This window comes from Enterococcus montenegrensis (assembly GCF_029983095.1).
Classification (GTDB): Bacteria; Bacillota; Bacilli; order Lactobacillales; family Enterococcaceae; genus Enterococcus_C; species Enterococcus_C montenegrensis.
Genome location: NZ_CP120467.1, coordinates 160,017 through 173,106 on the forward strand (window position 1 = coordinate 160,017; position 13,090 = coordinate 173,106).

The 13,090-nt window shown below is 37.6% G+C and carries 14 protein-coding genes; 7 read left to right on the forward strand and 7 right to left on the reverse strand.

Features of this window, described 5'->3' with window-relative positions:
• Nucleotides 1-274: 274 nt before the first annotated feature.
• The 6 genes from P3T75_RS00710 (at nucleotide 275) to P3T75_RS00735 (ending at nucleotide 4,705) form a co-directional block, all read left to right on the forward strand.
• Nucleotides 275-1,075 carry a hypothetical protein gene (locus tag P3T75_RS00710; RefSeq protein WP_282461957.1) on the forward strand — a complete coding sequence of 267 codons (801 nt, stop codon included), beginning with the start codon at nucleotides 275-277 and terminating at the stop codon, nucleotides 1,073-1,075.
• 264 nt (nucleotides 1,076-1,339) lie between these two features.
• A complete protein-coding gene (locus P3T75_RS00715) occupies nucleotides 1,340-2,245 on the forward strand; it encodes an Rgg/GadR/MutR family transcriptional regulator (RefSeq protein ID WP_282461958.1) in 906 nt (301 codons plus the stop codon).
• A 225-nt stretch (nucleotides 2,246-2,470) separates the two neighbouring features.
• Nucleotides 2,471-3,028, forward strand: coding sequence for a hypothetical protein (locus tag P3T75_RS00720; protein ID WP_282461959.1), 558 nt, complete (start codon nucleotides 2,471-2,473; stop codon nucleotides 3,026-3,028).
• A gap of 28 nt (nucleotides 3,029-3,056) precedes the next feature.
• Nucleotides 3,057-3,212, forward strand: coding sequence for a hypothetical protein (locus P3T75_RS00725; RefSeq protein WP_282461960.1), 156 nt, complete (start codon nucleotides 3,057-3,059; stop codon nucleotides 3,210-3,212).
• Between the two features lie 104 nt (nucleotides 3,213-3,316).
• Complete coding sequence (locus tag P3T75_RS00730; RefSeq protein ID WP_282461961.1) at nucleotides 3,317-3,607, forward strand: hypothetical protein; 291 nt, start codon at nucleotides 3,317-3,319, stop codon at nucleotides 3,605-3,607.
• Nucleotides 3,608-3,943: 336 nt separating this feature from the next.
• Nucleotides 3,944-4,705 carry a hypothetical protein gene (locus tag P3T75_RS00735; protein ID WP_282461962.1) on the forward strand — a complete coding sequence of 254 codons (762 nt, stop codon included), beginning with the start codon at nucleotides 3,944-3,946 and terminating at the stop codon, nucleotides 4,703-4,705.
• A 289-nt stretch (nucleotides 4,706-4,994) separates the two neighbouring features.
• Here P3T75_RS00735 and P3T75_RS00740 read toward each other — a convergent pair whose 3' ends face one another.
• From P3T75_RS00740 to P3T75_RS00770, 7 genes are all read right to left on the reverse strand, one after another.
• Nucleotides 4,995-5,825, reverse strand: coding sequence for an ABC transporter substrate-binding protein (locus P3T75_RS00740; protein ID WP_206903253.1), 831 nt, complete (start codon nucleotides 5,823-5,825; stop codon nucleotides 4,995-4,997).
• Nucleotides 5,825-6,505, reverse strand: a complete 681-nt coding sequence (locus P3T75_RS00745; protein WP_282461963.1) for a prenyltransferase — start codon at nucleotides 6,503-6,505, stop codon at nucleotides 5,825-5,827. The genes P3T75_RS00740 and P3T75_RS00745 overlap by 1 nt, the downstream gene beginning before the upstream one ends.
• Nucleotides 6,478-6,774 (reverse strand): hypothetical protein, encoded by a 297-nt coding sequence (locus P3T75_RS00750; RefSeq protein WP_282461964.1) that lies wholly within the window; start codon nucleotides 6,772-6,774, stop codon nucleotides 6,478-6,480. Before P3T75_RS00750 ends, P3T75_RS00745 begins: the two co-directional genes overlap by 28 nt.
• A complete protein-coding gene (locus P3T75_RS00755; protein ID WP_206903255.1) occupies nucleotides 6,771-7,589 on the reverse strand; it encodes a carbohydrate ABC transporter permease in 819 nt (272 codons plus the stop codon). The genes P3T75_RS00750 and P3T75_RS00755 overlap by 4 nt, the downstream gene beginning before the upstream one ends.
• Nucleotides 7,590-8,393 (reverse strand): carbohydrate ABC transporter permease, encoded by an 804-nt coding sequence (locus P3T75_RS00760; RefSeq protein ID WP_282461965.1) that lies wholly within the window; start codon nucleotides 8,391-8,393, stop codon nucleotides 7,590-7,592.
• Between the two features lie 61 nt (nucleotides 8,394-8,454).
• Nucleotides 8,455-9,732 carry an ABC transporter substrate-binding protein gene (locus tag P3T75_RS00765; protein ID WP_282461966.1) on the reverse strand — a complete coding sequence of 426 codons (1,278 nt, stop codon included), beginning with the start codon at nucleotides 9,730-9,732 and terminating at the stop codon, nucleotides 8,455-8,457.
• A gap of 51 nt (nucleotides 9,733-9,783) precedes the next feature.
• Nucleotides 9,784-10,818: an ABC transporter ATP-binding protein gene (locus tag P3T75_RS00770; RefSeq protein WP_282461967.1), complete on the reverse strand. Its 1,035-nt coding sequence runs from the start codon at nucleotides 10,816-10,818 to the stop codon at nucleotides 9,784-9,786.
• 520 nt (nucleotides 10,819-11,338) lie between these two features.
• Here P3T75_RS00770 and recQ point away from each other — a divergent pair.
• Nucleotides 11,339-13,084, forward strand: a complete 1,746-nt coding sequence (gene recQ, locus P3T75_RS00775) for a DNA helicase RecQ (RefSeq protein WP_282461968.1) — start codon at nucleotides 11,339-11,341, stop codon at nucleotides 13,082-13,084.
• Nucleotides 13,085-13,090 lie beyond the last annotated feature (6 nt).

The following is a 13,090-nucleotide window of genomic DNA, read 5'->3' on the forward strand; positions in this document are numbered from 1 at the left end:
GTCAAATCTCATGTATATTCAGAAGAAAATTGAAATTGATAAAGTGCCATATTTTGATACGATAAAATAAAGCTTGTATTTTTATTGTATTTAGTTGGGATGTTTTTCAGATAGTATTCTGGATTGGTACATGGAACATATTTTGTTCTTATTTCAATAACTCCTGCGTAATTCTTTTCTAGAAAGTAATCCGGTTGCGAGTATATTGTTAGGTTACTATTAAAGTGTGGAACAATTGTCATGATGTTTTTTAAATAATTTAAGGGTGAATATTATGAAAAGAATGAGATATGCTGCTATGTTAAGCGCAACTTTATTATCCTTAACATTCTTAGTAGGGTGCAATACTCATGAAAAACAAAGTATGTCTAAAATTTCTAGTGATACTACAACTGCTACCAAGAAAGAGGATACTTCTGATTCAAGTGAAACATTAGAATCTAGCTCAGCTACCTCTTTAAAAACTTCTACCAGCGACTCCTTGGAATTTACTAGTGAGACTGAAAAAGACATACAGTCCGTTAATGTCAAAGAAATTCTATCTACTGATAACGTTCAGAAATATGTAGACGCTTACAATAAGTTTACCATGCAAGGTAACCCTTTTCCTCCAACTCAACGAGGGCTTACTGTAAGTAATGAAATATATTCTGCATCTGGATTAGAAGGTACTGAATATGGTGATAGATTTTGGGGCATAATTGATTATTATGGGAATGCAGTTCAGCAAGGGTGGATTTCGCAAGAGCAAGCTAGTCAAGCAAAAAAAGAAGCTATCAACAAGCTACAAAGTGGGGAATATGCGTTACATTCGAAAAATGAAACGCAGCAGGTTACTGCTGAAAATGCAGCTCAATATGCAGAAAAATTTAATCAAGAAACTTTAGGCTGGGCATTACAATATATGCAAACAATACAAGATAGTGAAGAAAATTTTCAGGTATATTTTATCAGTCAAGACCCTACTGAAAAAGCGAAAAAGGGCTATTTTCTAGTAACAAAAGATAGAATGGTATCCAGATATTCAAATGGTGGGGGAGTATTATCAGATCCAATAGAGGTAACTTTACCTTAAAAACTTTTGCAACGATTTCAGACACTTTCTCATTGCGAGCAGGTGTCTCTTTTGTTTAGTTCGGTATTTTAAAAACAAGGTATTAATTTTTTAACTTGAGAAATAATTTAGCTTAGATAAAGTAAATTTAGTTTCTTTTTTATCGTGTAGACCCCCAATATGGGAAAAAATAGCAAGCATAGTTTCGCTTTTTTTCAAACGATATTTTTTTGAGGTAAACTGAAACTAGTAAATTTAAGCAAACGTGAATGGAGGTGTCATCAGATGACGGAAAAAAATTATGGCGAAACCTTTAGAAAAATCCGTAAAAGTAAAGGTTTTACAGTTAAAGAAGTAACTGATGGAATTGTAAGCCCGCAATTTTTAAACAAATTTGAAAAAGGCGATTCAAAAATAACGGTTGATAATTTAACACTACTGTTAAATCGAATCTTTATATCATGGAAAGAATTCATGCAAATTCATGATGGCAACACGCTTGATCAACTTGAGAAATTCAGTAATGTGGCAAATCAGTTAATCTATTCAAAAAAGTACTATGAACTTGACCAACTTGCTAAGCAATTTGAAAAGGCATACGAAAGTGACGGATTTGCTAAAGATCTTCATCTTAGCCTAATTATAAAAGCAGGGTTTTATTACAACATCAATAAGACCATTTCAGATCAAGATATTAAGTCCATACGTAAGCATTTGCAGCAAATTGATAACTGGTATGAATATGAAAACTTTATTTTTGGTAGTTTTATTCATTTTTTGCCAGCAGAAGATGTGATGCTTTACTACAAGCGTGTAGCCAGAAATTTTGAGCGACAAAGAAAAGAGCATATCGATGATAGGCCAGAGACAGTTCAATTAATTACCTTTATCGTTAGTTTTTTTGTTGATCGTCGAAGACTAGATTTGGCGCAAGAAGTGATTAATGAATCAAGAGAATATATGGAAGTAGATGATGATCCGACCGATCTCTTTTATCGTGTCATCTATAAAAGTAAAGTAGCCTTGATTAAAATTTTGCAAGGAAATGTAGCGGAGGGGAAAGCTGAATGTGAGGGATATATCCAGGCGTTGAAATTGATTGGTAATTATCCGACAACGATCAACAGTTTGTTTATAGATTTAAACAAGGCATTGTCAGAGGTGAATAACAGTCAAAATGGAACCAAATAGGAAATTGTATTGTCTCAATTAATCGAGTAATGCCCAACAATAAATGATAAAGGCATTGCAGAAACAAAAATAAAATAAATAGTGTGTATGTTAACTACTTTTTGAAATGCTTTCTGACTTTAAGGTCAGGAATTCTTGTATGGAATAAATGGTTTCACATTTAGAAAGAGTATCGTTTTTAGAAATCGTAAGGTATTGCTAAAAAGTAAGTGAGGAGATTGTGAGATGGCAGAGTTAAGCGGAAATACTGTACCAGGGATTACAGAAAAAGAGTTTCAAAATATTAATAACTATATTCGTCAATCAATAGATTCGGGAAGTTATTACTTATTGAAGGGTGGTAGCGTAGACGCAGCTGATGCAAAATTTGGTAATCCGAAAATTACAACAAATGTTGTGATGCGGTATGCGGGTTTTTTTGGAAATGGAGCGGACAAAGGTCCAAATTGGATAAAAAAATTCAAGCAGAGCCATCCCGCTATTAGCGATGATGAAATTTATGATTTGTGGGGAAATTATTTACATAATCTGTCTTCGTATTATATTGAAGGAGATAGATATATTGCAAGTCCAAGTTTCCGATCTGTACTACTAGATTATGCAAAACAAAAAGCAAATGCGACTACGACTACACCTTACCGACCAGATTTATCACCGCGAAGATCTAATAATGCAAGACCAGAAAGTACAAATAAGGCTGAAGAAGATGGTTCTTTGGCAGTGGTAGGTTGTGCTGGTATTTTGATTATTTTGGTAATTATTTATTTTATTTTTATTAGATAAAATTATTGAGATGTAAAGGAGAATTGGTATGAATAAAAGAGCTACAGAATTTGAAAAATGGTTAAGGTTAACTGAACAAGCGAAATCCAATAAAGCTGAAGTGATTGGCAAGGGCATTAGTAAATTAAATATCCAGGTGAAACAGAAGCTGATTTTTACAAGCTGGATACTGAAGAAGCGGTAAAAGAGAAGATTGCTTTTTATCGGCAACAACCAAATTGGCAAGAAGTAAATAAGGCTGTCAGCAACGGCTTATTTTTGGCAGTTCTAAATCACTATAGTGAATTTATGAAGGAAAGAGAATTTGTTACGAAAGCACAAGCGCAATTTGAAAAATGGTTACGCGATAACGACTTAGCAAAATCGAATAAGGCAGATGTTATTACAAAAGGAATCTATAAATTAAATATTCCAAATGAAACAGCAAGCAAATTTTTTGCTTTACCAACGTCGGATTTGATCGAAAATAAAATTGCCTTTTACAAACAACAACCGCAATGGGATGAAGTAAATAAAAGCATGAGTAATGGCTTATTCCAAGCTGTTTTAAACCATTATCTTACGTACAAACGAAGCTAAAAGTTTAGTAGAGTAAACGCTACTGTTGTTTATGAAATAGTCTTACTGAAAAATTATTTTAGGTGTTGATTATGCTCCATAAAAAGGAAAATCAATCCTAGCTACGCTACAAAAAAATATTGTAAAAAAACGTTGAGGATTGACCTTTATGCAATTTTGGTTGAAATTCTTACAAAATCAATAAGTACAACAGACATCTCCAATAAATGAGATGTCTGTTATTTATTTTTGTTTAACTTATCTTTTTTTAGTTGTGAAAGTAGGCTCATTGCTGCTAACTGTCTTTTGTGATTGAAGAAATTTTTACAAAAGGAAAAGTAGGACGCGGATGAGAAAATGCAACAGATAGAAGCAGGGGATGAGTTTGCCTATACTTTTGTGCTGTGGTTGGAAATAAAGTTGAAATTTGCGGCCAATGAAAAAGAATGTGAAAAGGTGTATCAAAAATATTGGGATTCACCTAACGTGCGAAATTTTAAGGCAGATATTTTATGGGAAAAGGGCAAATTGTCTGAAGTTGAAAAATTATTACAGGAAAATTTAGTAATTGATCAAGCTGACCCATACTGGTTGAGTGAGTGGCACGAACTATTGAAAATATTGTATTTGCAAATGCAGGATATCTCGAAGTATGAAGGGGAGTTGTGGGCATTACTGTTAGTTCACAACAAAGGTTCTGAATCGATTTTCCATGAGATGAAAAATCATTTTGGGGCTGAAAAATGGCCAGCGGTAAAAGAAAAAATTTATCAAAAGTTAGCAGATTCAAATGAAATTGAAAAGTTATTCGCACTGGAAGCAGATTGGCGTTTGTTATTGGACCACACGAAACAAACGGGGAATTTTGAATTAGTCTTACGACATGCGGAGGAAATTAAAGCAGCGTTTCCCAAAGAGTTAATTCAAATTTTTACTGAGGTCATTAGAGCAGAGGCAAAAACAGACGATACGCGGCCGAAGTATCAGCAAATCGCGCAAAAATTACAGAAATTGAAAAAAATTCCCGGTGGCATTGTGGCAGCCAGTCTTTTAAAAAAGGAATTACTGCAAAAATATCCTCGTCGTAGTGCCATGAAAGATGAATTGCGTCGTGTGTAGATGTGTGTCATAAGAACCAATAAATAAACCTCTAAACTAAACGTAGCAGAAAAAACGATTTTACCCCTCGTATTTTCTAACACATTTAGTTTAGAGGCTTTTCATTCCAAACCAACGAATATCCCTGTTCTTTTGCGTAATAATTATTACGCAAAAGTTCGCGCTAAAATTTTTCAAAAAGATTCTGCGTCAAAAATTTCCGCGCCCAAATTTCCCAACAATATTTTCCCACGAAAATTCTGCAACAAAACACCGCAACGTCAAAATTTCCTGTCAAAAATAACTTCCTCTAAAACACCTTCCGCAAGCAATCGGCTGCTAGATACTTCTGGTTTACTTCGCCTGTTTGCCACAAGAAATCTGCTAATAATTCAAAATCTTTAGCCGCATAATTGTGCTGTTCTTCAAATGTGAAGTGGCGCAAGTTTTCGGCGGCTTGTGGTGTATAGTGGGCAACTTTTATCGCTTGAGCGCACTTTTCAGTAGCTGATAGGGCGTTGAAGTCTTGGGCAGCGGCTTCTAAGGCACGGTGGAAATTGGCAACTGTTTCGCCATTGTTATCATAAAATTTGCGATCAAAGCACCACATCACCATATTTTTGTCCGAATTTTTGGAGTGCCATAAAATTTCAGTATCGGGCTGACTTTTTAAGATGTCTGTGATAAATGGTTCAATGGCAACGAGGCCGTCAATTTTCCCATTTTGCAGCAGGTCCATCCGCTCGTAGGTGTTATCGACCCACACGATTTCAGGCTGGTTGAGGATGTTTTTTAAATCATGAGCCATAAAAAAGGGAAACAGTCCTTTACGGGCGACCCCGATGCGCAGCCCTTTTTTAGGCGCGTCTTTTTTTACCAGCAGTTGAATGGTGCGGGTCAAATCAGTGGTGACGACAGCGTCTTTTCCTTGCTGGCGGTAGTTAAAGTAAAAGGTTAAATCCCCCATCATAGCATCCACATCACCGGCGACAAAACTGCTTTTTTGTGCGAATTGGAAGGTTTCGGCAATGGTTAAGTCAACGGGGACACCAAATTTTTCAAAGTAACCGAGTTTATCGGCAAAAATTACAGGTAACACGAGGGGATTGATTTTATTTTGAACCAAACGGATTTTTTCCATTATAAGTACTTCCTTCCCATGATTTGGATGAAAAATAAAAGGCTCATCCAAGTGTTAAAGTGATAAATCAACAGTAAGGGGCGAGGGCCATATTCTTTGCCCATTTCAGGGTAAACAGCCGGAATTTTCCAATAGTCTTTGTACCAACGTTGCCAGCCTTGGCGGTAAAAAATCAAACAGCCGACTAAAAATTGCCACCAGGGAATGGTTTGCGTTGCCAAAAGAATTACCCAACAACTAAACAAGAGCAAAAATTCAGGTATCACAAGTAAAATGGCATTGCGAAAACCGATGACGTGAGGCAATGTTATCCGTACGCCGCGATCTTTTTCGTAGTCGCCCACGTTATTGGTGGACATTAAAAAGACGGTTAAAATCATGGGAATTACGCTATATACAAGTAGCTGCCAACTGCCACTGCCAATTTGCACCCTAGCTGCTAAGTAGCAGGCAAGGCCACCGACAAAAAAGCCAGAGACGATTTCTCCTACTGGATAAAGCAGGTAAGGTTTTGGACCTAAGGAATACGTAATTGCCGCCAGTAAACCAACTAATCCCCAAGCGAGCAGCCACAAATCTTTGGTGAGAAAAACCAGCAGCAGACCACAGCTGCCGCCAAGGGCAATCATGAGGAGTAAAACAAAGACAGCATCTAAAAATTTGGCATCGCCACGAACCAAGCCCTCGCTCCCTTTGTGGTGGGTAAAGGTTGCTTCATTTTCTTCTTTGCTAAATAAGCGCGCATTTCATTGGCGGTATTGGCGACAATATTAAAGCAAAAGCCGGCAATAAAAAATAAAATCACGTATAAAAAATGGATTTCTCCCGTTAAATATGCACCAAAAAAGCTCCCGCTTAAAACCGGCAGTCCGGTGGCAAAGCCAGTCCTCACTTCCATGACAGTATAAGCGCGTTTTGAAAAACTCTGTAAATAGGTTAGAACATTCAACTCTTGACACCTCCTGCCAAACTTTCATAAATATATTTTTGCAATGCTAAAAAGACCAGTAGCATCGGAATAATGCTTAAAATCACCAAGGCACAAATCACTTGCCAGTTGGTTTGATTAGGGCCCATAAAGCGGTAAAGGGCAGTAGCAACTGTCCCGTGCTCTGAACCAGGTAAATATAAAAAGGGAATATAAAAATCGTTGTAGATGCTAATCATTTTTAAAACGATCACTGTGCCAGTGGCTGGTCGCAATAATGGAAATAAAATTTTGCGATAGATTTGAAAATAACTAGCCCCTTCTAACAGTGCCGCCTTATCTAATTCAACGGGGATTTTTTCATACATTTGCAAATAGACGTAAATCATGACAACATCTGCTCCCAAATAAATTACAACCGGGGCAATTAGGCGATCGTAAAAACCTAATGCGGTGATAATTTTGAAAGTAGAAATTTGGGAGACGACCATCGGGACCATCGAAATTAGAAAATAAGCCCCAATCACCAGCTTTTTAAAAGGAAAATCAAACCGATTTAAAACATAAGCGACCATTGAGCCAATTAAAACACTACCGCAGACACCGCAAAAAACTAAAATGAAGGTGTTAATAAAGGCTTGGGGCAGATTGCCAGTGGTAAAAGCCAGCCGATAATTTTCAAAGTGCCACTGTGTTGGCGGGGTAATTCCGCGGGTGGCGTTAAATTCTTGGTAAGTTTTAAAAGAGCCAAAAAAAACGGTCAAAAGCGGATAGCAGCAAATAAACAGCCAGGCAATTAAAAAGAAATATTTACTAGTTTTGGCAATCATTCGCATTTATTTCTCCTCCTTTTGAAAGCGTTGCTGGGCTAAACTTAAGAAAATCACAATGAAAGACATTAAAACTGCTAGACTAGAGCCTAGGCCGACTAATTTTTGATCAAAGGCGACTTTCATTGTTTGGACTAAAAAAGTCGCAGTTCCATTGGCACCATTGGTCATAATCAAGGGGATTTCAAAGGCGGAAACAGCCCCAATGGTGAGTAAAATAAAGTTCAATTTTAAAACGGTGCGAATATTTGGCAAAATAATATAGCGGGTTTGTTGCCATAAATTGGCGCCTTCTAAACTAGCAGCTTTTTGATACACTTTAGGCAGACCTTGAATGGCGGCAAAATACAGTAAAAAACTCGTGCCTAAATGGCGCCATAAGGAAATAAAAGCTAATGTATAATTGGCCACCGCCGGATCCCCCAGCCATAAGCGAATAAATTTGCCTAAATGTAAAAACTGCAAAAGCTGGTCAAATGAGCCGTCTGGTTCAAAGAACAGGCGGAAAATCAAAGAAGTGGCCACACCACTGATCATAATGGGAAAAACAATCACAGCCTTAAAAATATTTTTGCCGTAGGTTTTTGTCGACAATAAAATGGCTAAAGCTAAGGCTATCATGATTTGTAAAAGACCAGAGCCTAAGTAAAAGAGATTGGTTTTGAAGGCCTGAAAATAAACCGGGTCCTGCCAAATGGTGATATAGTTTTTAAAGCCGACAAAGTTTTTTTCAACTGAAAGTCCGTCCCAATCGGTAAAGCTATTGTAAATTAACGTTCCAATCGGCAAGAGGCCAAAAATTAGTAACAATAAAAGCGGTAAAGAGAGAAAAAGCAGAATGGTCTGCTTTTCCTCTCTTTTTAGGCTGCGCTTATTCATGGGCTTTTGCTGCAGCCTCCCATTTTTTCTCTAGGCTTGCGACATAATCTTGATAGCTTTCATTTTGATCAGGGTATAATGCGATGTTTACAGTTTTTTGTAAAACATCCGTTAAGCGGCCAACACCGACTTCATTTGCAATAGCGCTATATGTGGCTTCAATAGCAGGGTCTGTTGCTGGGGCGGTTAAGATGACGTTGTTTTCTTTAATCGCTTTTTGCTGGCTTTCATTTAATTTGGCTTTAACAGGTGTCATGCCGCCCATATCTTTGGCAAAACCAGAAGCAGGATCAATGAAAAAGTCTAGGAAAGCTTTGGCAGCGACTTTATTTTTAGAATTTTTGTTAATGCCAATCACAGAAGGTGCACCAAGAGCTAAGCTGGTTTTACCAGCTAATAAATGTGGAAATGGCATAATGTTGATGGTATCTTTGCTTAATTTTTGAATTGGGGCGACATCTTGGGAGCCGCTCATTAGCATGGCGATTTTGCCATCAGCTAATTGTTGTTGTGCTTGTTGGGTTTCTAGGGTAACGGGATCTTTTTCAATTAAACCAGCTTTTGCTAATTCGTAAATAACATCCATGACTTCCCGAATTGGTTGCCCGTCTTTAAAGGCAGTTTTACTTGTCACCATTTCTTTTTTGAAGTCTTCACCACCATAAGAAGACAACGCGCCTGCCCAAACAGCTAAGCGTTGGTAATTGGTATAAAAGGCAATTGCACCAGTTTTTTCTTTAATCATTTTAGCGTCTGCGATTAATTCATCGGTTGATTGGGGTAATTTATCAATGCCGGCTTTTTTGAAAACTGCTTCATTGTAAACTAAACCCAATGAGTTTAAAACAGTCGGCAAGCCGTATGCTTTGCCGTCGTAATCGGCTTCAGTGACGTCCAGATAATCTTTTTCCATCGCTTTTGTTGTGCCTAGCTCTTCAAAGTATTTACTGTAATCTTGTGGTTTGCCTGCCATTGAAAAAGGCACAAAAACGACGTCACCATAATCTTTGGTGTTCATGCGATTTGCGATGTATTGATCGTAATCAGTGCCAGCAGACTCCCATTTAATGTCTGTAATCTCAGGATATTTTTTCTTAAAATCTTTTTCCATTTGATCATAGAGTTTATCTGCATCTGTACGATTGGTGACAACGGTCAATTCACCGCTGACTTTATCGTTTTCTTTTGTGTTTGCTTCTTTAGAATTGCCGCAGGCTGCTAAAAATAAAGTTGCCGCCGCTACTGCCATCCCTAAATAAATTTTCTTCATGTTCTTTCCTCCAATAAAATAAAAATAAATAGCTGTTTGGTCAGCTAAAATTTACAAATCAAAAAAGAGTAGTTTGCTGGTATCAAAAGTAAAATGAACGCGTTGGCCCATTAAATTGCTGGTATCTTGGTATGTTTTGACTGAAAGTATGCTATCTTGCCACGCAAGCTGTAAAATACTGCTGCCCCCATAATACCGAATTTCTGTGACGACCCCTATTTCTAAAGGAGCCGTAAATCCACCATCTTTGTGTGAAATTTCACGAATATGAAGATACTCACTGCGAATGGCGACTAATTTTTTTGACTCCCGGGGAAATTGCTGCTGCAATTTTTGCGGCAATTTACTAAAAGGAAATAAATTAATCGCAGGGCGGCCAATAAATTCTGCCACAAAACGGTTCTGGGGCTTTTCATAAACTTCGTGGGGTGTACCAACTTGTTGGATAAGGCCGTCTTTTAAAACAATGATACGATCGGCTAATGACATGGCTTCTTCTTGGGAATGGGTGACAAACAAAGTCGTCGCCTGTAATTTTTTATGGGTAGCTAAAATTAAATCCCCCACTTGATCTTGTAATTTGGCATCTAAATTGGATAAAGGCTCATCCATTAAAAATAGCTTGGGGTTACGCACGATTGCCCGCGCTAAGGAAACCCGTTGTCTTTGTCCCCCAGATAAGTTTTTGGGCAAAACATTTACTACCTCTGTCAAACCTAACTCTTTTGTTACCCAGTCTAATTTTTCTTGTCGTTCTTTTTTTGCTGTTTTTCGAATTTTCATGCCAAAAGTAATGTTTTCTGCCGCCGTCATGTGGGGAAATAAGGCATACTCTTGAAAGACTAACGCCATATTGCGGTCTTTAGGTGCCAATTTTGTAATTTCTTGGTCAGCTAAAGTGATTTGCCCGCTACTGGGTTCTTCAAAACCGGTCAAAATATTTAAAAGCGTCGATTTTCCACTACCGCTGGGTCCAACGATGGCAATAAATTCACCTTTTGCCACATCTAAAGAAAAATCTTGCAGCGCTTTTGTCTTTTTATGGGGATAAAGCTTGCTGATATTTTGGATTGATAAATAACTCACAGCACAACCTCCTGTTAGCTGAAATTCGCCTCACCAAGCTTACACTTTTTTTGTTTATGCGTCAAAATACAACAAGCAAAATAAAATATGTATGAAAAAAAACTGAGAAAAAATAAAAATATATTGTCATTTTATTGCGTAATTATTTGTAGCGAAGAATTTAATGAGTAAAAACACGCTACACCAATAATAATTGCGGTGCACTAAGATGAGTAGCTTTGATGAGTAGCTTTTTAGTAAGAAACGGAAATTTTCAATAATTTTTGCGCAAATCACAATCCAAAAGATGTTGAACTACACCTCAAGTTTCAAGAAGTTTTCACTTATAGCCAAAGAAGCTCCTTTTAGCACAGCATTTATACGCAAATAGGAATTTCAGACAGATGAATGTCCCAGCACTTTATCTGCTAACCATTCACCGAATTTTTACAACCTTTTTTTACAAAGTTTTCCATGTTAAGATGAGTGACAAGAGAAGCTGAATCAAAAGCCGTAAAAAGTAGTGAGAAGAGGATTATACGTGGATGTTTTAACACAATTATTAAAAGAAAAATTTGGCTATGAAAGTTTTCGCGCAGGTCAATTGGAGTTAATTCAAAAAGTCTTGAAAAACGAAAATGTGTTGGGAATTATGCCAACTGGTGGCGGCAAATCCATTTGCTATCAGCTGCCGGCTCTTTTATTAGATGGCTTGACTTTAGTTGTGTCTCCTTTAATTTCTTTAATGAAAGACCAAGTGGATGCATTAAATGAAATGGGGATTGCGGCAACTTTTGTCAACAGCAGTCTGTCACAAGAAGAAGTGAGTGTGCGGCTAAAAGATGCTGCTTACGGAAAATATAAATTGGTTTATGTGGCACCGGAACGATTTGAGATGTTTTCTTTTAAGCAATTGTTGCAACAAGAAAAAATCAGCCTCATTGCAGTGGACGAAGCCCATTGTATTTCCCAATGGGGGCACGATTTTCGCCCCAGCTATTTGCAGTTAGCAAAAGAGATTAAAGCATTGCCTCAAAGGCCGGCAGTTATTGCGCTAACGGCTACGGCAACGCCCCAAGTTGCGGCAGATATTGAAAACAGTTTAGAAATTCCAGCTAACAATAAAGTACAAACCGGCTTCGCGCGGGAAAACTTGGCTTTTCAAGTGGTAAAAGATGCCAAAGACAGCTATTTATTAGAATACTTACGGGTCAATGCCAATCAAGCGGGTATTATTTATGCCAGTACGCGAAAAGAAGTTGAGCGGGTGTATCACTTGTTGAAAAGCAAAAAAATTGCGGCCGGCTACTACCATGGCGGTTTAACAGAAGCAGCCCGCACTAGAGCACAAGAGGCTTTTTTATTTGATGAAATTAAAGTGATGGTAGCAACCAACGCTTTTGGCATGGGGATTAATAAAAGTAATGTCCGTTTTGTCATTCACGCGCAAACGCCGGGAAATATTGAATCTTATTATCAAAAAGCAGGACGTGCAGGGCGAGACGGCTTACCCAGCGAAGCGATTTTGATGTATGCGCCCCAAGATTTACAGGTACAGCAATTTTTTATTGATAATTCCGATATGGAGATTGATTATAAGCAAAAAGAATATTTGAAATTGCGGGAAATGAGTCAATATGCCCATACTGAAATGTGTTTACAGCGGTATATTTTACGCTATTTTGGCGAAGACGGTCCTGAGTGTGGACATTGTAGTAATTGCTTAGATGAACGGGCAGTTGAAGAGATTACCTTAGATGCGCAAAAAGTGTTGTCTTGTGTAAAGCGCATGGGAGAACGCTTTGGTAAAGCATTAATTAGCAAAGTTTTGACCGGCTCAAAAGATCAAAAAATTACCCAATGGCATTTTGAAAAGTTATCCACCTATGGATTGATGAAAGACTGGAGTCAAAAAGATGTCAGCCAATTGATCGACTTTCTAACGGCAGAAGGCTATTTAACGCCAACAGAGGGACAATTTCCTTTGCTAAAAATTTCAGCTACAGGTAAAAATGTGTTGTTGGGTCAGCAAAAAGTGATGCGCAGAGCACAAGTAGTGAAAAAATTGGCACCAGATAATGAACTATTTGAAAAGCTGCGGCAATTACGTTTGGAATTAGCCTCAAAGCAAAATTTACCTCCTTATGTTATTTTTTCCGATAAAACTTTGTATGAATTAGCAGAAGTTCAGCCCCAAACTACATTAGAGATGTTGCAAATTAAAGGGGTGGGAGAAAATAAATTGGCGAAATATGGCGAAGCCTTTTTGGAAGTATTACAAAAATAAGCTCTG

Bases quoted from the DNA above. Each gene is read 5' to 3' on its own strand.
- P3T75_RS00720 (WP_282461959.1), top strand. From the start codon at position 2,471: ATGGCAGAGTTAAGCGGAAATACTGTACCAGGGATTACAGAAAAAGAG.
- P3T75_RS00735 (WP_282461962.1), top strand. From the start codon at position 3,944: ATGCAACAGATAGAAGCAGGGGATGAGTTTGCCTATACTTTTGTGCTG.
- P3T75_RS00755 (WP_206903255.1), bottom strand. From the start codon at position 7,589: ATGCGAATGATTGCCAAAACTAGTAAATATTTCTTTTTAATTGCCTGG.
- P3T75_RS00725 (WP_282461960.1), top strand. From the start codon at position 3,057: ATGAATAAAAGAGCTACAGAATTTGAAAAATGGTTAAGGTTAACTGAA.
- P3T75_RS00740 (WP_206903253.1), bottom strand. From the start codon at position 5,825: ATGGAAAAAATCCGTTTGGTTCAAAATAAAATCAATCCCCTCGTGTTA.
- P3T75_RS00765 (WP_282461966.1), bottom strand. From the start codon at position 9,732: ATGAAGAAAATTTATTTAGGGATGGCAGTAGCGGCGGCAACTTTATTT.
- P3T75_RS00710 (WP_282461957.1), top strand. From the start codon at position 275: ATGAAAAGAATGAGATATGCTGCTATGTTAAGCGCAACTTTATTATCC.
- P3T75_RS00730 (WP_282461961.1), top strand. From the start codon at position 3,317: ATGAAGGAAAGAGAATTTGTTACGAAAGCACAAGCGCAATTTGAAAAA.
- P3T75_RS00715 (WP_282461958.1), top strand. From the start codon at position 1,340: ATGACGGAAAAAAATTATGGCGAAACCTTTAGAAAAATCCGTAAAAGT.